At 41.5% G+C, this 20344-nt stretch carries 20 protein-coding genes; 5 read left to right on the forward strand and 15 right to left on the reverse strand.

Annotated features, from left to right (window positions below):
- Nucleotides 1–210: 210 nt before the first annotated feature.
- From C5469_RS09250 to C5469_RS09260, 3 genes are read right to left on the reverse strand one after another with little or no spacing between them, the layout of a single operon-like run.
- Nucleotides 211–1350: a DegT/DnrJ/EryC1/StrS family aminotransferase gene (locus tag C5469_RS09250; RefSeq protein WP_166305241.1), complete on the reverse strand. Its 1140-nt coding sequence runs from the start codon at nucleotides 1348–1350 to the stop codon at nucleotides 211–213.
- Nucleotides 1340–2035: a phosphohydrolase gene (locus tag C5469_RS09255; RefSeq protein ID WP_166305244.1), complete on the reverse strand. Its 696-nt coding sequence runs from the start codon at nucleotides 2033–2035 to the stop codon at nucleotides 1340–1342. The genes C5469_RS09250 and C5469_RS09255 overlap by 11 nt, the downstream gene beginning before the upstream one ends.
- A 6-nt stretch (nucleotides 2036–2041) precedes the next feature.
- Nucleotides 2042–3076, reverse strand: coding sequence for a TauD/TfdA family dioxygenase (locus C5469_RS09260; RefSeq protein ID WP_166305247.1), 1035 nt, complete (start codon nucleotides 3074–3076; stop codon nucleotides 2042–2044).
- Between the two features lie 691 nt (nucleotides 3077–3767).
- On the opposite strand from C5469_RS09260, the gene C5469_RS09265 reads away from it, so the two are divergent.
- Complete coding sequence (locus tag C5469_RS09265; RefSeq protein ID WP_166305250.1) at nucleotides 3768–5045, forward strand: NupC/NupG family nucleoside CNT transporter; 1278 nt, start codon at nucleotides 3768–3770, stop codon at nucleotides 5043–5045.
- Between the two features lie 144 nt (nucleotides 5046–5189).
- Here C5469_RS09265 and C5469_RS09270 read toward each other — a convergent pair whose 3' ends face one another.
- From C5469_RS09270 to tssI, 7 genes are all read right to left on the reverse strand, one after another.
- Nucleotides 5190–5339 carry a hypothetical protein gene (locus C5469_RS09270; protein WP_166305184.1) on the reverse strand — a complete coding sequence of 50 codons (150 nt, stop codon included), beginning with the start codon at nucleotides 5337–5339 and terminating at the stop codon, nucleotides 5190–5192.
- 154 nt (nucleotides 5340–5493) lie between these two features.
- The gene (locus C5469_RS09275) at nucleotides 5494–5760 is read right to left on the reverse strand and encodes a PAAR domain-containing protein (RefSeq protein ID WP_036772407.1); all 267 of its coding nucleotides are present in this window, start codon (nucleotides 5758–5760) and stop codon (nucleotides 5494–5496) included.
- A 45-nt stretch (nucleotides 5761–5805) separates the two neighbouring features.
- On the reverse strand, nucleotides 5806–6528 hold the full coding sequence (locus tag C5469_RS09280) for an Imm52 family immunity protein (RefSeq protein ID WP_166305253.1): 723 nt from the start codon (nucleotides 6526–6528) through the stop codon (nucleotides 5806–5808).
- Nucleotides 6529–6540: 12 nt separating this feature from the next.
- On the reverse strand, nucleotides 6541–7317 hold the full coding sequence (locus C5469_RS09285) for a restriction endonuclease fold toxin 5 domain-containing protein (RefSeq protein WP_166305256.1): 777 nt from the start codon (nucleotides 7315–7317) through the stop codon (nucleotides 6541–6543).
- A gap of 1 nt (nucleotide 7318) precedes the next feature.
- Nucleotides 7319–7660: a hypothetical protein gene (locus tag C5469_RS09290; RefSeq protein ID WP_054474962.1), complete on the reverse strand. Its 342-nt coding sequence runs from the start codon at nucleotides 7658–7660 to the stop codon at nucleotides 7319–7321.
- A complete protein-coding gene (locus C5469_RS09295; protein ID WP_166305259.1) occupies nucleotides 7657–8154 on the reverse strand; it encodes a DUF4123 domain-containing protein in 498 nt (165 codons plus the stop codon). The genes C5469_RS09290 and C5469_RS09295 overlap by 4 nt, the downstream gene beginning before the upstream one ends.
- Nucleotides 8151–10163, reverse strand: a complete 2013-nt coding sequence (gene tssI, locus C5469_RS09300) for a type VI secretion system tip protein TssI/VgrG (RefSeq protein ID WP_166305262.1) — start codon at nucleotides 10161–10163, stop codon at nucleotides 8151–8153. Before tssI ends, C5469_RS09295 begins: the two co-directional genes overlap by 4 nt.
- Nucleotides 10164–10853: 690 nt before the next feature.
- On the opposite strand from tssI, the gene deoC reads away from it, so the two are divergent.
- From deoC to deoD, 4 genes are all read left to right on the forward strand, one after another.
- Nucleotides 10854–11633 (forward strand): deoxyribose-phosphate aldolase, encoded by a 780-nt coding sequence (gene deoC / locus C5469_RS09305; RefSeq protein ID WP_166305265.1) that lies wholly within the window; start codon nucleotides 10854–10856, stop codon nucleotides 11631–11633.
- A gap of 74 nt (nucleotides 11634–11707) precedes the next feature.
- A complete protein-coding gene (deoA, locus tag C5469_RS09310) occupies nucleotides 11708–13033 on the forward strand; it encodes a thymidine phosphorylase (RefSeq protein WP_166305268.1) in 1326 nt (441 codons plus the stop codon).
- Nucleotides 13034–13100: 67 nt separating this feature from the next.
- Nucleotides 13101–14324, forward strand: a complete 1224-nt coding sequence (gene deoB / locus C5469_RS09315; protein ID WP_166305271.1) for a phosphopentomutase — start codon at nucleotides 13101–13103, stop codon at nucleotides 14322–14324.
- A 76-nt stretch (nucleotides 14325–14400) separates the two neighbouring features.
- Complete coding sequence (gene deoD, locus C5469_RS09320; RefSeq protein ID WP_036811781.1) at nucleotides 14401–15117, forward strand: purine-nucleoside phosphorylase; 717 nt, start codon at nucleotides 14401–14403, stop codon at nucleotides 15115–15117.
- A 90-nt stretch (nucleotides 15118–15207) separates the two neighbouring features.
- On the opposite strand, the gene C5469_RS09325 is transcribed toward deoD, so the two are convergent.
- The 5 genes from C5469_RS09325 to C5469_RS09345 all read right to left on the reverse strand — a co-directional run bounded on the left by C5469_RS09325 (nucleotide 15208) and on the right by C5469_RS09345 (nucleotide 20257).
- Entirely contained in the window at nucleotides 15208–16362 is a 1155-nt protein-coding gene (locus C5469_RS09325) for a trans-sulfuration enzyme family protein (protein WP_166305274.1), read from the reverse strand.
- Nucleotides 16363–16383: 21 nt separating this feature from the next.
- A complete protein-coding gene (locus tag C5469_RS09330; protein ID WP_166305277.1) occupies nucleotides 16384–17751 on the reverse strand; it encodes a pyridoxal-phosphate dependent enzyme in 1368 nt (455 codons plus the stop codon).
- Nucleotides 17752–18726: 975 nt separating this feature from the next.
- Nucleotides 18727–19137, reverse strand: a complete 411-nt coding sequence (locus C5469_RS09335; RefSeq protein ID WP_166305280.1) for a type II toxin-antitoxin system VapC family toxin — start codon at nucleotides 19135–19137, stop codon at nucleotides 18727–18729.
- Complete coding sequence (locus tag C5469_RS09340; protein ID WP_036772272.1) at nucleotides 19134–19388, reverse strand: FitA-like ribbon-helix-helix domain-containing protein; 255 nt, start codon at nucleotides 19386–19388, stop codon at nucleotides 19134–19136. The genes C5469_RS09335 and C5469_RS09340 overlap by 4 nt, the downstream gene beginning before the upstream one ends.
- 230 nt (nucleotides 19389–19618) lie before the next feature.
- Nucleotides 19619–20257, reverse strand: a complete 639-nt coding sequence (locus tag C5469_RS09345; RefSeq protein ID WP_166305283.1) for a YtjB family periplasmic protein — start codon at nucleotides 20255–20257, stop codon at nucleotides 19619–19621.
- Nucleotides 20258–20344: the final 87 nt, after the last annotated feature.

Here is a 20344-nt window from a genome sequence, read left to right on the forward strand (position 1 = left end):
AACTATTATTGGCAAAGATGCAGTTAACTGAAAATGGATAAATCGATGATGGATTAAGATGCAAGGCTTTAAGGTTATAATATTGGTAATATTTTGTATGAAAAAGTGACGCTACCCGTGGAAACCTTGGAGATGAATCGTTTTGGTTAGCGCCTATGGGATTACTTTAGAAAAATATTAGTGAGTATCTCCTGAAATAGTGTCATATATCTATTTAAGAATGTTTTTTAATACTGATGAAGCATACTCAATATCCTTAGTATAAATTTCATCGTGGCATGGCAATATTATCATTTTGTCCATTAACGTAGTAGCGTTTGGAAAATCTAGTTTTAATTCTCCTGTATATATTGTATTTTGGTAGAATTTTTTAAGGAAAGGATAATTAATTATCAGGCTTTCTTTATATCTGTGAGTGTCAGTATTGATACCTTCATTAAAGAGTAAGTGGGCAAGTGTTGATGCATTTAAAGAGTTCGTTTGATTAAGTGTGCAACACAGGGAATAGCCATTATGTCCAAAGTTGTATTTATCATTAAAAAACTCAAGATGATTGCATTCAGAAAGTTGTTCTTTCCAAAGTGATATTTTTTCATTTCGCAAGGCTATTTTCTTTTCCAGAATGGATAGTTGGTTGATCCCTAGTGAAGATTGTAATGAGGAGAGTTTGTAGTTCAAACCACTTCGATAGCCAAAACTGTTATCTGTTTTTGAAAATCCTATATGAGCAAAAGATCTAATATTATCGGCGTACTGATCATGGTTTGTGAGCACAAATCCACCTTCACCAGTACTTATTAGCTTAAACTCATGAGTACTAAAGCATCCAATATCGCCTATTGTGCCCTCGAATTTATTATTAGTTTTTGTTCCCGCTCCTTGAGCAGTATCTTCGATGATGACTAAGTCTTTTTTTCTGGCGAATTCTATTATCTGGTTATCAATAGCGGGGTAGCCCCACATAGAAACTGTAATTAGAATACGAGATTGCTCGCTACATAATGAGGATAGTGATTCTAGGGATGGTTTGAAACTGTCAATATCACAATCATAAAATACAGGTATACCTCCGGCCTGTAAAATTGCCGCAGCTGTCATAGGAACGCAAATAACAGGTATTAACACTTCTTCACCAGGTTTAATTATTTCAGCGATACTTGCATGTAGTGCAGCAGTTCCTGACGAAACTGCAATTGCATATTTAACATTAAAATATTGAGCTAGTGCATCTTCATATTTTTTTACTATCGTTGAGTTACCAGATAATGAATCTGAAGTGTTTATGTCATTCAACAAATTATAACAATCAATAAGTGTCCGCTCAGCTTTAAAAACGCAATCAATTTTCATTGAAAAAATCCTTTATAAATTCACCCGTATTAATAAAATCGCCTTTAATTTCGCTTGATAGTTTGCTCAGAAAGTCAACCAAATATTGAGCATTCAATTGTGCGATCTTCTTGCCCTCTGTTGTGTTCATTTTTTCAGGGAGTTTAAATAGTTTTATTTGAAAGTGATCGATTGCATAGGACTTGTCATCCAAAGGGCGATTCAGTGCAAAGGGATCATCATAATGAAAAAGGCTTTGACCAAGCATGCCTGCAATATAAAATACTCTGGCGAGCCCAATGGCTCCTAACGCATCTAGTCGGTCCGCATCTTGGAGTATCTTAGCTTCTATTGTTTCAGGATGTAAGGCTGCACTATAGCTATGAGTTATAATTGCATGTTCTACCGAATCATAAAGTTCTTTTGGGAACTCTGGAAATTCAGTAGACAGAATTCTTGTGGCTTCCTTTGCGGCAAGTTTTGAGGACTGTTTTTTTTCTGGATGATTCTTTGGTAATGACACAATGTCATGTAAGTAGCTTGAGGCAATTATTACCAAAGGTTCACCTCCTTCTTTCTCCATGATTCTTTTTGCGTTATTTGTAACACGAATCAGATGCCCAATATCATGGGCGTTATCATTAGATTTTGCGAGTCGATGTTTTATAAATTCTTTCAAACGTTCTTCTAAAAGAGCCACTTTCATTATATTTCACCTGTTTAAAAGCATGACATGTTCCATGTTTTCTTTCTTCTTCATGAACGGTATTGTTTCTTCTGTGTATCCATAAATACGTACTAACCAGCGATCATTACCGTTAAATTTTGCTGAGTCAGATATTGCACTTCTACCATGCAGACAATTCCTATTGTTAATTATTAATGCATCACCAGGACTAAGAGTCAAGAATAGAGTATCTGGAGAGTCATTCAAAAGTTTATGAAGGGTATCTAAGGCGTTTTGTGCGATTGCTGTTTTTCCTATTAGTTTACTGTTACTATATCTAATCCCTATACTTCCATTCGATAGCTGTATTAATACAGAAACGTTATCTATAATGATTTGACGATCAAAAGAAGATTGGCTTTGAGCATAGTAATTCTTATCCATAAGGGTTTGGATAATATTTTGAGGTAACTGTTTTAAAATATTTTTTAACGATAATATTGTTGTTGGTATTTTATCGGGGTTCCTCAGACAAATTAGTCCTAAGCTTTCTGGTGAAAGTGGATCTCCTATATCTGGTTTCTCTTCTTTAAAATAACCGTTAACGACTTCTGTGTGAAAATTAAGTTTTTTGGTTGATCGCAGAAAACTTTTTTCACTATTTTCGGCGGGCATTACCATATGGCATAGACGACCACCCATTTCATCCTGAAAGGATGCACATGCGTACCCCGTGAGCTTAAGCAGACCAAGTAATGCAGCAGCTTGAGTTCTCCATCCTGACTCTTCTGGAGTGATATCATTAGTCGGTGTGGGTGGTAGGTTATATGTTGAAATAAAGTTCTTAAACAGCAAATAAGGAGGTTTCTTTGTTCTCCAGTATTCTACAATTTTAGATAATAAACATGAATCAATATTCTGTATAATTTTTTTTGCAGCTTCATCAGCTAATTGATGTGGTGCCAGTTCTTGAGTATATCTATTCGATATAGTATTTAATGCTTGTGATAGTTTATTTTTATCTTGATTAGATAAAAATAAATCTACCGCTGGAAGGGAATCTTTTCGTTCTGTCAACACTAGTGTATTCCTTCTTTATTAGCATAAAAATCTATTGCTAAATGTGTATGAAATCATAACAAGTGTTGCTTTGTTTTTATATAGCTAGAAGGGAGTAGAAAGATAATTGAATTTTGGCCTAATCAGGGATTAGGCACTATTAATACGGTTATTTTTGTACAGGGTGGATTCGATTAATAAGCGTATTTTCTCAGAATGGCGGTCAGTTGCTATAGTAGGAATATTTCTCGCCAAAGTAAAATTCTAATACCCATTGGAAAATACTCACCCGGTCAAAATAAAATATTATTTTCCATAAAGGGTTGATTCAGTGATTTAGGTTTGGGTTTGTTTCTTTAAATTTGTTTTTGAAATATTGCTTTATTTGCTTATCTGTATAGTGTGAACATGATACGGTAGAGCTGTTGTCGGTGGATAATTACCACCAAACTTTAGCTACGCTTATATTATATTCATCTATTAATTTGTTATCCCGCCGGTCAGATTATCTTGTTGTAGATTATTTATACAATATTATGTGATGTGCATCACATTTTTGGTTTTTTTATTGCTTTTTCCTGTAGGTATTTGTGATGTAAGTTGCTGGTTCATTCCAATGACTGAGTATAATCAGCGCCGACTCAGCGTCAGTGAACGATTTACATTCAACTGACATATTTAATTTATTATTAAGTGAACAGGGATTCTTCCAATGCAACTCTTTATGAGCCTGGTCGGGATGGTAGTGCTGATCTTGATCGCAGTACTTTTTTCCAGTAACTATCGTGCTATTAAACTCCGTACTGTCCTTGGTGCCTTTTTGATTCAGATCGCTATCGGCGCTTTTGTACTTTACGTTCCCACGGGTAAGATAATATTAGTAGGTATGTCTGAGGGAGTTTCCAGTGTTATCCATTATGGTCAGCAAGGGATGGATTTTATTTTTGGCGGATTAGTTTCCCCAAAAATGTATGAGCTGTTTGGCAGCGGCGGTTTTGTTTTCGCCTTGCGCGTACTGCCTATTATTGTTTTCTTCTCTTCACTGATTGCTGTTCTGTACTACATTGGTGTCATGCAGCTCATTATTAAAATATTGGGCGGTGGCCTACAAAAAATTCTCGGAACTTCGCGTACAGAATCTTTATCTGCGACAGCTAATATTTTCGTGGGCCAAACTGAGGCACCAATGGTTGTTCGTCCTTATATTGCGACGATGACCCAGTCTGAGCTATTTGCGGTTATGTGTGGTGGCCTGGCATCCGTTGCAGGTTCGGTACTGGCTGGCTATGCATCAATGGGTGTATCTTTGGATTATTTGATTGCTGCGTCCTTTATGGCGGCGCCAGGTGGTCTGTTGTTCGCTAAACTGATGGTGCCTGAAACCGAAAAACCCCGCGATACTGTTGATGCAATGTCACTGGTTGCGGAAGAGGACCGCCCTGCTAACATCATTGATGCTGCCGCTTCTGGTGCCGCTGCGGGTATGCAATTAGCATTAAACGTAGGTGCAATGTTATTGGCGTTTGTTGCCTTGATTGCATTGGTAAACGGTATTCTTGGTGGCATTGGTGGGTGGTGGAATTACCCACAACTTTCCCTTGAATTGGTGCTGGGCTGGATTTGTGCGCCAATTGCTTACTTGATTGGTGTTCCGTGGAATGAAGCCACAGTTGCGGGTTCTTTCATCGGTCAAAAACTGGTTGTGAATGAATTCGTTGCCTTTATGAACTTTGGTGCTTATTTGAAACCAGATGATGTGGTTGCGGCAGCGGGTTTGCAGGTTCTGTCAGAACACACCAAAGCCATCATCTCCTTTGCACTGTGTGGTTTTGCTAACCTTTCTTCTGTAGCTATTCTGTTGGGTGGTTTGGGCGGTATGGCACCAAGTCGTCGTGGGGATGTTGCTCGTCTGGGGATCAAAGCTGTTATAGCGGGTACATTATCTAACCTGATGAGTGCAACCATTGCCGGATTCTTCCTGGCTCTGTAACTTTCATTGCAATATGCAGGTGGGATAATCCCGCCTGCAATCAATTTTCCTTCCGGTTTATCTTCATTAAATATTGCAGAGTGCAATATCAAAAAATTGATCATACCGTGCTTTGGCCTCCAAAAAGCGACAGTACATCGGCTGCTAGCCATCAAACGTCACTTTCAGACACTGAAACTCCTGAATTATTTGTGCCACTGGGTCATACCGGGTTTTGGCAATAAATCGCTGATAGTTAATAGTAATGGCACTCCAGCGATTGACCTTGCGATATTTTTCACTTACCCCAGTCACATAGTTATCTATGCTCCTAGGGATGCGCTCACTTGCCGCCGCGCTGCAATTTGAAATCTATTGGGTATAGGCATATTAACTCCTCCTATTTATCTTATTTTTTGCAATATGAATCTTTAAACCAGAGGTTTAAATATTGCGAATAAAACTCTCATTAACTTATAAGCGTAAGGTTATGCTGACGGGCAATTAATCTTGCCCCGCATGCTGTTTGCATTCCTTCAAGTGCAATGGATTTTCCCTGATATTGCAGGGAGTCAGTACCTTCAATAATAGGAAAAACTCCTTTGCATTGGGGGCATTCGACCTGATCCCCTTTACCTGCAATGGAAATACCGTTGTAAGTATATTGGTCAATGGCGGTAATGACTTTACCACTATGATCTGTTGTATCACCCAGCAGGATAACAGCCTTTGACATTAAAGTTCTCCATTGTTTTACCATTAGAAAATAATATCGTTACCCTTAAATCTCAGTAATTAATGGCAGCCATCCCAGATTGAGCAACTGAATTTCAACATCATTGGATTTATCAATATCATCCTGATTTTCACCATCAAAAATCCCTTTTTGGGTGATGATTAATGTGCCAATTTGCTGATCGTTTTGATAAACGGGAAGTACGTCTTCTGCCATAGGAAGACAGGATTTATCAATTATTCTAGGCTGATAAAGCATCCAGCCGACACTGAGACGGTCAGGGAAAACCTGTTTATTCTGTAATGTATATTCGTTGGTTTCAACTTGAATATAGGGGAAATTACGACTGTTCACTAGATATTTGACAAGTTCAACTAACCGGGAAATATTAAGCTGGTTGCTGTCAATTTTTAGGTTCAGTTCTAACTTGACCCAGTTAGGACCTCTAGTAGATAATTTATTATAACTAATACTACTAGCTGTCTCATCTTGTTCTCCATCCCACATATCTTCGATGAGTGACGGAAAATCTTTTTTATAAGATTTTTCAAAATAACTCACTGTTTTTTCCGTTGGACCTTGTTCATCAAACACAACATGTTTTAATGCCTCTTTTCGGGAGTAACCAGTTAAGTACCATGTTTTTTTCTTTTCAAAAAATATATCTATTTGTCGTGTAATAAAATACAAATCCATTAACGCTGAATTTACAGTAATAGTTTCCTGTTGTTCATAACGCACATTGATTTCTATACGAATTATAGCCATATTTACCTCGAATTAAACTGTTATCATTAAATCGGAACAGGGGGTGTAATGAACACTAATATTTTTATGTTCAATAAATAGCGCCTTAAAATATTTACAACTTATGGGTTGTAAAAAATGCCATTCCACATGAGGCATATTATCTAATGCATTACAGACTGCTTGGTGTCTCTCAGCCTGTTTTTTCCCTGATTTTGCCCCCTTCCACCAACTTTTAGGTTTTCCCTTACTATCAAAAAACTGGTCATACCGCGCCTTAGCCTCTAGAAATAAACAACGCTTAGGCTGCCAGCCATCAAACGTCACTTTCAGACACTGAAACTCCTGAATTATTTGTGCCACCGGGTCATACCGGGTTTTGGCAATAAATCGCTGATAGTTAATAGTAATGGCGCTCCAGCGATTGACCTTGCGATATTTTTCACTTGTCACCGGAATAGCCAGACATTCTTCGCACGCTTTCTGCTTTTCCGTACTTTCACATTCTTCCGTTTTGGCCGCTATTTGGGTTTGAACCGCAGAGGTATCAACCGGACCATCATCCAAATCATCATCTTCCCAAAAATCGGCGTGGGCTTCTGCGCTCCAGACGATATTGCGATCTTGATCTGTGATTTCAGGGGTTATTACAAAATCCGTTTTCTGATGTCGAATAATGTTGTCATCTTCTTCTACTGAACTCTTTTTTCCTGCTTCCATCACACCAACCGCAATTAATACTCCGGTGCAGGCAGTAATAACGTATTCAGCAGCACCTACAGCAACCGGGGCCAGTAAGGGTATTGGCATATCAATGTCTCCTGTTCATCCTATTTTTTGCAATACGAAGGAAATCTTTAAACTGTTGTTCTGGATTCTGACCGGAAGATTCAAATACATCCTTGATTGGTGAAGCATTCTGAAAGTCGGGATTAAAGGCCACCAGATATAAATAAGATTGGATAGTATTTTTTTCCTGAAAGTTTAATGCTAATAAATAATCGTAAGCCCCTTTTAATCGTTTACTGAGATGAGAATTACAAGGGATTAAATTTGCGTATTCAGCCAAGATCTCTTTTTCCACTTTTTCAACAAATTCTTGTTTTTCTAACTCAATAATTTTATCGAATTGTCCCTGAGTCAGTTTAATCATAACATTGCTCCCGACACCGAATAATAGCTCGAATTATGCTGATAAAGCCATTTGGTCATTCCGCGAGTAAATTCTACCAACTGCTCATCATTGAAAATTTCCTGAATTCGATGTAAAACACGAGGATCATAAAAACGGAAAAGCGCCGTCTGTTTTGTCGGCAACTGGATATTTAAATAAGGCAATAGATGTCGGGTCAATTGATCTAATGATAAAGGTGTCAATATCCACGATACAGAAGGATAGGTATCTTCTAACTCTGACAATTTATTATGCCAATGATGTCCATATTCCATATCAAATAACCAAGGGCCAGCAAACGCAATTTTTGAATCAGGGTAGTACCTGAATAAAGGATTATTTACCCCGGCAATATATTTAATTTCTGCCTGAAAGTAGTACTCATATTGCAAGCCATTTACCAGAGCATAAAGCCGAGTTTCAGGGTGCTCTTTCTGATAGTTCATTAATTTTTCATTTAATTCTAATATCATGATTGTCCTCTGATAACCATTGTTGCTCCTTCCAGTTCTGCTTTCAGCAAACAACTGATGCACAGCCCCTTATTGGGTATTTTCGGTATTTGTGCCGGAATATCTACATTCGCCTGCTTCATCTCTTTTTGTAACATATCGGGCAATTTCCCTCCCCAACCAGAACCTATACCCGGTGTCCCACTACCGAAATTAATTCCTGAGCTACTGGTGATGCCACCAGCATCAATTTTGATAAAATGTCCCGCCGCTTGGAGAGTTAATTCACTACCAGCATCAATAACTAAGGTAGTTCCTGAACTCAGGTGAATTGCATTTTCCCCCAGCATGAAGAGTGCATCATCGGCCTTGACATGCAATTTTTTTCTGGACGAAACGGATATGTCATTATTAGCCAGAACGCGATATTCATTATCAACACGTAAATGAGCATCGTGCTTAATATGGTGGATTCGGTCATGTTCAATATTGATTGTTTCGTCATTTAAGATTTGAGTCTTCATGTTTTTCTGAGCATGAATAAATATTTCTTCCCGATCTTTTTCATCCTCAAACCGCAATTCATTAAAGCCTTTTCCTTTGTGGGTCCGGGTCTTAAAGGTGGTGCGGGTTTTTTCGGCAGGTAAATCCAGCGGCGGGCGATTCAGGCCGTTATAGGTGCAGCCGGTCACAATCGGACGATCAATATCGCCATTCAGATAGGAAACAATCACCTCCTGACCAATACGGGGAACCGCCATAAAACCGTAACCACTACCATTCCAACCTTGCGCGAACCGCACCCAACAGGCGGCGTTTTCATCGGCCTTATCATAACGATCCCAGTGAAAATGGACGCGAATACAACCGTCTTCATTAACATAAATCTCTTCCCCTGCCGGGCCAACCACGGTCGCGACTTCATCACCATCCGCCAGCGGTTTGTAACGATATAGCGGTCGCCAGTCCTTATAGCCAGAAATAAAACTGAATTCATTATGCAAATAAGTTCCTGACTCGCTGCTGCCTTCTTGCAATGCCTGCGGACATTTACCGTGATGATGAATAGACACGATTTGCCAGCGGGTATTTATGGCTTCAACCGGGTGTTCGCTGAGGTCAAAGATTTTACCGGGCATCAGTTTAAAACAATGACTTTGCCCATAGCCGGCCAAACGTTGGTTCTGAACTGCCTGCTGACGGCGCTGGACAAACGGTTTCGCCTCCGCATCTTTCTGAAAACGTCCGTAGCTTTCAAAGATCGAAAACAGGGTTTTCTGCCCCGCTACACGCGGATCGGTATCGGCCCAGTGCGTGAGGAAGTAATCAGGATTTTGCGGATTTCTATCCTTATAAATAACCCGCTGCGGGGTCATGGAAACACCCAGATGCACCTGATTGATCACATTCATTTCTGTGGCAGTCTGTATCTGGGGATTGTAGACCAGGGGTAAATTGGCGGTCATGCCTAAGTGGCTATCACTGAAAAACAGTTTGTTGTCTTCAAACCAGAAATTCAGCCCTTCTTCGGCGACTAACCGGGCAAAAAAGTCATAATCGGACTCCCGTTTCTGCGTCACATACTCGCGAATATAATGAAACTCATTCAGTTGGGAATCAGCCAACACATGGTGTTTTTTCAGCAAGCTATTGAGAATGGCCGGCACACTTTGCCGATGATAAATCCGGCTATCCTGATTCAGGGTCATTCGCCAGAGAGCGGGCCGGACAGTAAGGGAATAAAGGGTACGATGAGCATGAGTCTCTCTTAATACCGCCTGGGCGATAACACCACTGACCTGACGTTGTTCAACGCCATTAAAAACCACCCGGAATTTCACCGACTGTAATAACAGTGATTCTAAATCAATATCGGCCCGTTTACTGACCAGAGTTAAAGACAGCGTAAACAGTTGGGACAATTCTTCCTGCAAAGAAAACTCGGCTACAGCAAATGTTTTCTCTGGGAGATCGTTTGCGGTGAGTGTAAAGATCAATCCGCTTCGTTCTGAATTAAAATCATTAACCATAAGCAATCATTACCTATATTGAGCTATAAGATCGCAATATAACCCAAATGAAATGATTGAAAAAGAATCGATTGTGTTGTTTTTTAACCAAAGAACTCAATAAGAATTTTGAATAGAAACAATACAGTTTAGATGAATTTAAAATGATGGTTGTGCATGTTAGTACAATATTTAACCTGAAATTACCACTGTTATCCATCGTGTAATTAAATGAACTGAGTGTTTTTACAACAGAAGTAAGGTTAATTAATGAAAAAACAGGGTATTCCTGTCCAAAGTTCTCTGTTTGGCAGTGAGTTATATTTTTTATCGTGCATTATTTAAAATGGTAGCAGTACCTGATTTGTAGATAAAGCAGAGGGTAAATTTTCATTAATGTGATTTATATCACATTTAAAATTAATTTTTTGCAAATTACATTTTATTAGTGTGATATAAGGCACGATTTTTTGAGCGTCTAAATGTTCAAATAAAGATGTGCCAATAATTTCACGGATAAAGGCGAGGCTCGCATTAGGGATCACAAGCCGAAAAGAGAGCATAGCGCGGTGAAAAGGAGTTCAACTGTCGCCGTGGGCATACCACCGCTACATCTTTAAGGAACCAAGTCCGCTCGCCAACAAACAATCGCTTAAAAGAATGCGTGACTCAGGCGTGAAGCCGGCCACGATAATAACGTTGGAGAGTTTTATGACCGATTTAACCGCAGCAGCGCAGCGTGCGCTGAGTTTGATGGATTTAACGACACTCAATGATAATGATACCGATGAAAAAGTGACGGCGCTTTGTCATCAGGCGAAAAGCCCGGCAGGTAATACCGCGGCTATCTGTATCTACCCTCGTTTTATTCCTCTGGCACGTAAGGTATTACGTGAACAGGGCACGCCTGAAATCCGTATTGCAACAGTGACAAATTTTCCACACGGTAACGACGATATTGATATCGCTTTAGCTGAAACACGTGCGGCTATTGCTTATGGTGCTGATGATGTAGACGTGGTTTTCCCATATCGTGCATTGATCGCCGGTAATGAACAAATCGGTTTTGAGATGGTGAAAGCGTGTAAAGAAGCCTGTGCAGAAGCAGGTGTTCTGCTAAAAGTCATTATTGAAACGGGTGAACTGAAAGAAGCATCTCTAATCCGTCAGGCATCTGAAATTTCAATTAAAGCCGGTGCTGATTTTATCAAAACGTCTACGGGTAAAGTGCCGATTAACGCCACACTGGCAAGTGCTGAAATCATGATTAAGGTTATCCATGAGATGGGCGTTGGTGAAATCGTTGGCTTTAAACCCGCTGGTGGCGTGCGTACTACTGAAGAAGCGGCACAATATCTGGCATTGGCTGATCGTATCATGGGTAACAAATGGGTTGATGCCCGTCATTTCCGCTTTGGTGCTTCCAGCCTGTTAGGGGATTTGCTGAATACTCTGGGTCATCAGGGGCAAAAACAAAGCAGCAATTACTGATAATCATGTACTGCATCATTCGGTGTGTAGCTTGCTGAATTTTTCCCGATATTCATTATGATTAGGAGAATGCTTTGTTACTGGCACAAGAAATCATCCGTAAAAAGCGTGATGGGTATCCATTGAATGAAGAAGAGATCCGTTTTTTCATTAATGGCATATGTGAGGATTCTGTTTCCGAAGGGCAAATTGCTGCTCTGGCGATGGCTATCTACTTTCACGATATGACGATGGAAGAACGTGTGGCTTTGACACTGGCTATGCGTGATTCCGGTACAGTTTTGAACTGGAAGAGCCTGAATCTGAATGGTCCGATTGTGGATAAACACTCGACCGGTGGTGTTGGTGATGTCACTTCCCTGATGCTTGGCCCGATGGTGGCTGCCTGTGGCGGTTATGTCCCGATGATCTCTGGCCGTGGTCTGGGCCATACTGGTGGTACGCTGGACAAACTAGAAGCGATCCCAGGATTGGATATTTTCCCTGATGACGAGTGTTTTCGTAAAATTATTCAGGATGTTGGTGTTGCGATTATCGGCCAGACTCATTCGTTGGCACCGGCAGATAAACGTTTCTATGCTACCCGTGATATTACCGCAACGGTGGATTCTATTCCTTTGATCACGGCATCCATCCTTGGCAAAAAACTGGCTGAAGGTTTGGATGCTTTGGTGATGGATGTCAAAGTTGGCTCAGGTGCTTTTATGCCGACTTATGAAAAATCAGAGCAATTGGCAGAATCCATTGTTAGTGTGGCTAATGGTGCAGGTTGTAAAGCGACTGCACTGTTGACGGATATGAATCAGGTTTTGGCATCCAGTGCAGGTAATGCACTTGAAGTTCGTGAAGCCGTTCGCTTTCTGACGGGTGAATATCGCAATCCACGTTTACTCGAAGTTACAATGGCACTCTGTGTTGAAATGCTGGTATCGGGTAATCTGGTGACAAATCGTGGAGATGCGTGTAATAAACTCCAGTCTGTATTAGATAACGGTAAAGCAGCCGAAATCTTTGGTCGCATGGTCGCTGCACAGCAAGGTCCGACTGATTTCGTTGAGCGTTACGACCGTTACTTACCAACTGCCTCGTTCAGCAAGCCGGTATTAGCTGAACAGCATGGATTTATCACTGATATGAATACCCGTGCTCTGGGTATGTCTGTGGTTTCCCTCGGCGGAGGGCGCCGTAAAGCAGTGGATCTCATTGATTACAGTGTAGGGCTGAGCAATATTGTTGCTCTAGGTTCAGAAGTGAGTGCAGATACTCCCTTAGCTATAATTCATGCCAATAATGAGAACCAATGGCAGGAAGCGGCAGAGGCAGTACGTAAAGCTATTGTTCTAGGGGTAGAAGCCAAACCAGCCACACCGATGGTTTATCGCCAAATCGGCGAATCATAACCAGACTTATTATTAAACTACGGTGGCATTTCCGCATTGTTAGCGTGACGTGACGCAGGAGAAAATTATGAAACGTACATTCATCATGGTATTGGATTCTTTTGGCATTGGAGCCAGTGAAGATGCCGAAAAATTTGGTGATAAAGGATCTAACACCTTGGGACACATTGCAGAAGTCTGTGCTTGTGGTGATGCCGATGTCGGTCGCAAAGGGCCTTTGCATTTGCCAAACTTAAGCCGTTTAGGTTTAGGTAAAGCTGCGGAGGAGTCTTGTGGAACTTTCCCTGTGGGTCTGGATAAAGATGCAGATATTATCGGTGCTCACGCTTATGCTAGCGAACTCTCTTCAGGGAAAGACACTCCATCAGGTCACTGGGAAATTGCTGGTGTACCGGTTCTGTTTGACTGGGGATATTTCAAAGATGAAGAAAACAGCTTCCCGCAGGAACTGTTGGACAAACTGGTAGAACGCGCAAATCTACCGGGTTATCTGGGTAATTGTCACTCTTCTGGTACTGTCATTCTGGATAAACTAGGTGAAGAGCATATGAAAACGGGTAAACCGATTTTTTACACCTCTGCTGATTCAGTATTCCAGATTGCTTGCCACGAAGAAACTTTCGGTTTGGATCGCCTGTACGAGCTGTGTGAAATTGCCCGAGAAGAACTGACAGACGGTGGTTATAATATTGGTCGTGTGATTGCCCGACCATTTGTTGGTGATAAGGCTGGCAATTTCCAGCGTACTGGTAATCGCCACGACTTGGCTGTTGAACCTCCCGCGCCAACCATGCTGAAAAAATTGGTTGATGAGAAAAATGGTGAAGTCGTTTCTATCGGTAAAATTGCAGATATCTATGCAAACGTCGGGATTACGCAAAAAGTGAAAGCGACCGGCATTGACGCACTGTTTGATGCAACGCTGGTGGAAATGGAAAAAGCGGGTGACAACACCATCGTCTTCACTAACTTTGTTGATTTTGACTCTTCTTATGGTCATCGTCGTGATGTTCCGGGCTATGCTGCTGCATTGGAGCTGTTTGATCGTCGTCTGCCTGAAATGCTGAAACTCGTGAAAGATGATGACATTTTGATCTTGACGGCAGACCACGGTTGTGACCCTACATGGCTTGGTACGGACCATACTCGTGAGCACATTCCAGTTCTGATTTATGGGCCGAAGATAAAACCTGGCTCACTAGGCCACCGTGAAAGTTTTGCTGACATTGGACAGACTGTTGCTAAATATTTTGGTTTGTCGCCAATGGAATACGGCAAGTCTATGTTTTAAATCTGATTACTGACTGCTTTCGGGCAGTCATATACTCACTAAAATAGTCATTAAATAAGAAACAAGGAACTTAATTATGGCCACTCCCCATATTAATGCTGAGATGGGCGATTTTGCAGATGTTGTTTTGATGCCGGGTGATCCACTACGTGCAAAATACATTGCTGAAACTTTTCTGGAAAATGTGCGACAGGTAAACGATGTACGCGGTATGTTAGGTTTTACCGGTACTTATAAAGGCCGCCCGATTTCCGTGATGGGACACGGTATGGGTATCCCATCCTGCTCTATCTATGCGAAAGAGTTGATCACCGATTTCGGCGCTAAAGTCCTTATCCGTGTAGGTTCCTGTGGTTCAGTACGTCAAGATGTTCAATTGCGTGATGTGATTATTGGCATGGGGGCATGCACTGATTCCAAAGTTAACCGTATACGTTTTAAAGATCACGACTTTGCGGCGATTGCTGATTTCGATCTGGTCCGTAACGCTGTTGATGCTGCTAAAGCAAAAAACATCAATGTACGTGTAGGTAACATCTTTTCGGTTGAGCTGTTCTATACACCTGATCCACAACTGTTTGATGTAATGGAACAATATGGCATTCTGGGCGTAGAAATGGAAGCTGCGGGTTTTTACGGTGTTGCGGCTGAATATGGCGCAAAAGCGCTGACTATCTGTACCGTTTCTGACCACATCCGTACTCATGAAAAACTGACCGCCGAGGAACGCCAGACGACTTTTAATGAAATGATTGAAATCGCCCTAGAGTCTGTTCTGTTGGGTGATAAATAATCCCGGCTCTACATTTACTTTTGATTGCATAAAAAGAGCCGCTTTTTATTTAAATGCCAGCCAGTTAAAAAATTGGCTGGCGTTGCTCTTTTATTGAGTGGCTTTTTCCAACGCCTGAGCTAAATCGGCGATGAGATCCTCTGCATCCTCTATACCTACAGAAATACGTACCAACTGTGGTGTGATCCCGGAAGAAAGGCGTTTTTCTAATGGGATAGAAGCGTGAGTCATACTAAATGGTTGGCCGATCAGACTTTCCACTCCGCCCAGACTTTCAGCCAATGTAAATAGCTTTAGCTCTTGAATTAACCGGCGGGCATAATCATCATCACCTTTTAAATGAACAGAAATCATACCGCCAAAACCATTCATTTGACGTTTCGCCAGTTCATGCTGTGGATGGGAAGCGAGGCCGGGATAGAAGACGGTTTCGATCTGAGGCTGCTGTTCCAGCCAATGTGCGATCTTTGATGCACTGTCAATGTGACGTTGCATACGCAGAGCAAGCGTGCGCATTCCACGCAGAACCAGGAAACTGCTAAATGGATCAAGCACGCCGCCCACAGAGTTTTGCAGAAAACCGAGCTTTTCTGCTAGTTCTGCATTTTTGCCGACGACAGCCAGCCCTGCGATCACATCGGAATGACCATTCAAATACTTAGTAGCGGAGTGCACGACAATATCAAATCCCAGATCAAGTGGGCGTTGGATATATGGGGAGGCGAAAGTATTATCCGCGACACTAATAATTCCATGCTGTTGAGCTACTTGCGCGATAGCAGCCAGATCGGCCAGTTTTAGCAACGGATTGGTAGGAGTTTCCACCCAAATCATTTTTGTATCGGGACGAATTGCCGCTTTAAGGCCAGCGATATCATCTGCTTTCACGTAAGTAACACGTAAACCAGCAGTACGGCTACGTACCCTTTCCAGCAGCCGGTAAGTGCCACCATACAGATCATCTACTGCTACCAGATGACTATCTTTATCCAGCAGTTCCAACACCGTGGAACTGGCTGCTAGCCCTGAACTGAAAGCATAGCCTTGACTGCCATTTTCCAGTTCAGCTATCGCGTTTTCCAGTGAGTCGCGCGTCGGGTTACCACTGCGGGAATATTCATAACCAGTGTGCTGGCCGGGCGCAGTCTGGGCGTAGGTCGAAGTCGCATAAATCGCTGGCATTACCGCGCCAGTGTGGTCAGGTGTATAGCCAGCGTGAACAGTTTTAGTATCAAACTTGGTCATAATGTTATTCCTACGAGAAAATCAATTAAGTTGCTGACGCCATGCGTTCAGCACATCTGTGCGAGTTACGAGCCCAAGGAAACAGCCATTGTTGACGATGAGTGCTACATGCCCGGCGTCGAAAGTTGCCATCAATTGTTGCAAAGAAGCGTCCTTATCCAGAGTTTGAACCTGATGGGTCATGGCGTGGCTAACAGGTAGAGTAAAATTGCGTGGATTAGCTTGCACTGTGTGCATTAAATCCCATTCATCGATAATGCCGACGATTTGTTCATCTTTTAGTACGGGTAACTGAGAAATTTCATACAGACGCATTCGGGTATGAGCGGTTTTCAACGTATCTTCTGGCGACACAAAAACCGTAGCGCCATCCTGATAGCGATAGGTAATGTAGTCGCTCAGATCATGTTGTGGCATACGTGACTGGAATCCTTGTTCCAGCATCCAGTAGTCGTTAAACATTTTTGACAGGTACTTGTTTCCACTGTCACAAGCCAGCGTAACTACACGTTTTGGTGTGGTTTGTGAGCGGCAGTAGCGCAGTGCGGCGGCCAGTAGCGTGCCACTGGAAGAACCCGCCAGTACGCCTTCTTTTAACAGCAGATCACGGGCGCTGGAGAAGGCTTCTGCATCACTGACACGATAGGCGTGGTGCACCCGGCTAAAATCGCCCAAGGGAGGGACAAAATCTTCACCGATGCCTTCCACCTGCCAACTTCCGGCTTTACCATATTCACCGTGTTCGATGTAGTCCACCAGAATAGAGCCGCTCGGGTCGGCCAATACAAACTCGGTTTCTGGTGAGACTTGAGCGAAATAGCTGCACAGACCGCCTAGCGTCCCACCGGAACCGACGCCGATCACCACGGCATCGACGTTGTGAGCCATTTGCTGCCAAATTTCCGGACCGGTGGTAGTGATGTGAGCTGCTGAGTTAGCTGGATTATTGAACTGATCAATGTAATAAGCGCCTGGTATTTCTTGAGCCAAACGTAGGGCATAGTCCTGATAATATTCTGGATGACCTTTGCTGACATCAGAACGGGTCAAACGTACATCGGTACCCAGTGCACGCAGATGGAACACCTTCTCCCTGCTCATTTTATCTGGGACAACCAGAATCAGCTTATAGCCTTTCAGGGCGGCGACTAATGCCAATCCAATACCGGTATTGCCAGCAGTGGCTTCGATAATTGTACCACCGGGCTGGAGTAGGCCCTGTTTCTCCGCTTGCTCGATCATTGAAAGTGCAACGCGATCTTTAATAGAGCCACCGGGATTTTGATTCTCCAGTTTGATAAATAATTGACACGAACCGGTATTCAGATGTGTTAACTCCAGCAATGGGGTATTACCAATCATATCGAGAACAGAGCGTGACGAGGTCATATCATCTCCAGATAATCCGTTGTATTCATATAGTTATGGAGGATAACTCTGTAGATGTACTTGTTTGAAAGAATGAATAGCAACCATATATAGCCAAATGGAATATATTAATTTTATTTTAGAGGTAAAGAGGTAAAGAGGTAAAGAGGTAAAGAGGTAAAGAAGTATAGATGTTTAGAATTCCTTGTTTGTTAAAGTTTGGAGTAAATAAAATAGTTTAATTTATTGTCAGAAGATTATTAGAATAAATCCTATAATTTTTATCAGAAATTTATACTCTGATAATTTAGTTATTAATCTAAAATGGATTTGGATTTGGATTTGGATTTGGATTTGGATTTGGATTTGGATTTGGATTTGGATTTGGATTTTAAAAATATTTTATGAACGAGATAATGGCTATTTTCATCTTGTTTCTTGTTAATCTCTGTTGTGATTTTAAAATAACATCTTATGGGGTCATTTTCTTAATTTTTTGGTGTTTTTAATGATGGATAGAGGAATTGTCTCTTTGTGAAAGTGATAATTAAGATATAAGACTAAGAGAATATAGAATAAATCTAACCATTATTAAATCTAAGGGAAGTTATTTTAAGGTTATAGGTGATGTAAATGCAAATGAATATCCTAAGAAGAAGTTTATATATTTTAAAGAAGGATATTAAAACAGTAAGAATTATGCTCATAATTTAGTTATTAAAAATATGAAAGCAATATTGAATTGTGCTGAAATCCCGTTTAGTAATAGATATTTTAAATCTGGTTATATTTCTCATGATTTTGTAACGTTTGATAATAAATTTTCATATCCTCTGGCATTAATTGATGAAGATAAAAAAAGTATCTTTATGGATGGTAAAAGGAAAAACACAACATAGGATGTATTTGATTATTTAGGAAAAATGCTAGCAACACCAAAGCCATGTTTTATATTTTAAAAGCTACGATGTCACAAAAAGTCGTCTGTTAATTTTCCTAGGGATTAATCACGCCCACACCTGCCGCCTCGAACGGGCTAATATCTCGTGTGGCAACTATCATGCCATTTGCAGCGGCGATTGCAGCGATATATCCATCAGCCAGGCCGATTGCCAAACCGGCGAACCGTGCTTTTGCCATCAGTTCACCGTAAGATTGTGATGCTGACATATCGAATGACAATACACGTCCGACGAATAAAGGTAATATCTGCTTTTCCAGGCTTTCCTGCAACTTGTCACGTCGTTTCCCCACGGGCAGCGAGGCCAAACCAAAGCGCAGTTCGGCTACAGTTATTGCCGACAGATATAGGGTTTCAATCGGTTGTGCGTCTAGCCACTTAATGACATTCGATTCAGGGGCTTGACGCAGCGGTTCTGAAATCACGTTAGTATCCAGTATGATCATTGAAAACTTACCGGCTTGGCTGGCGTTTTATCACGCATTTGCTCAATGGCTGTGAACTCCTCATCGGTTAACTTGGCTTGCCGGCCAATCTCAGTTAGCATTGAGCCCAACTTGATCCGGCCTTCGGCTTTTACGGATTTTTCCAGAATGGCGCGTACTTCGGCCTCAGTGCTGTGGCCGTGCATGGCAGCACGAACCCGCAAGGCACGGTGCACTTCATCAGGGATGTTTCTGACAGTCATCATTGCCATAATTCTTTACCTATATTTGCATTCGATGCATTCAATATAGTTAAGTGAATTCAAACTGGCAAGCGATCCCGACAGAGGTCAGAGGACGTTCAAGGGATGCCTCAGAAAACGAGTTAAGTAAGTCTGGCATATTGAGTGATTGCGCCCCGCTCAATGCGAGGTTTTACGGCGGGTTTTCGCTAACTATTTTGTAGTATTTTCTGGTCATATGTTTCCAGAGCCGATTTACCTTATTCCTCTTCCTTTTCGCTTGATTTGCTGTTGGCTGTCAGCAAATAAGGCGATTGCTGCCAGCGGCTTGGTGTTAATTGCAACAGATTATGTGCCAGAATAAAACCAATTGCTAAAGCGAGTAAAATCATGATACGAAGTAAGTTAGTCGTGTTATCCACCTGTTTGGATTCTGTTGCCAGTTTGTGGGTATCTAGTGTCAGGCGCAGAAAACCGCTTGGTTCATCTTTTCCTGGAATGGGAACGACTATCTGGTGGTTAAAATAACTTCCTGCTTTTTTACCATCCAGCGATAAACGATCGCGTACTGGCACACTCTCACCACTATGTGCAACTTGTGTTCCATTTTTAAGGTAAGCACTCGCATCAAGTATGCGGCTGTTTTTGGTCAGATGATTCAAATTAGCCAGTATCTGCTCATTATTAAGATCTTTGCTGCCACTCTCCATATAATCGGATAAGCTGAATGCGACTTGTTTTGCCAGGGTTTTGGCCAATTCCTCAAATTGATCTATCTGGGCTTGTTGGTGAGAACGGCTAAAATAAGAAACGCCCTGCATTAGAAATACTAATAAGGCAATACAGATCAATATAATAGCTGTTTTATGCAGTCGGAATTTTAATTTAGCTTTGATCATAGTTATCTCTTCCTGGCTGTGGTTAATTCAATGTTGCCAGATGCGATACAGAGAGGATAGTTTGAAATGTCATTTTTTGCAGTCAGA

It is taken from the genome of Photorhabdus cinerea (assembly GCF_011189575.1).
In the GTDB taxonomy this organism is placed as follows: domain Bacteria; phylum Pseudomonadota; class Gammaproteobacteria; order Enterobacterales; family Enterobacteriaceae; genus Photorhabdus; species Photorhabdus cinerea.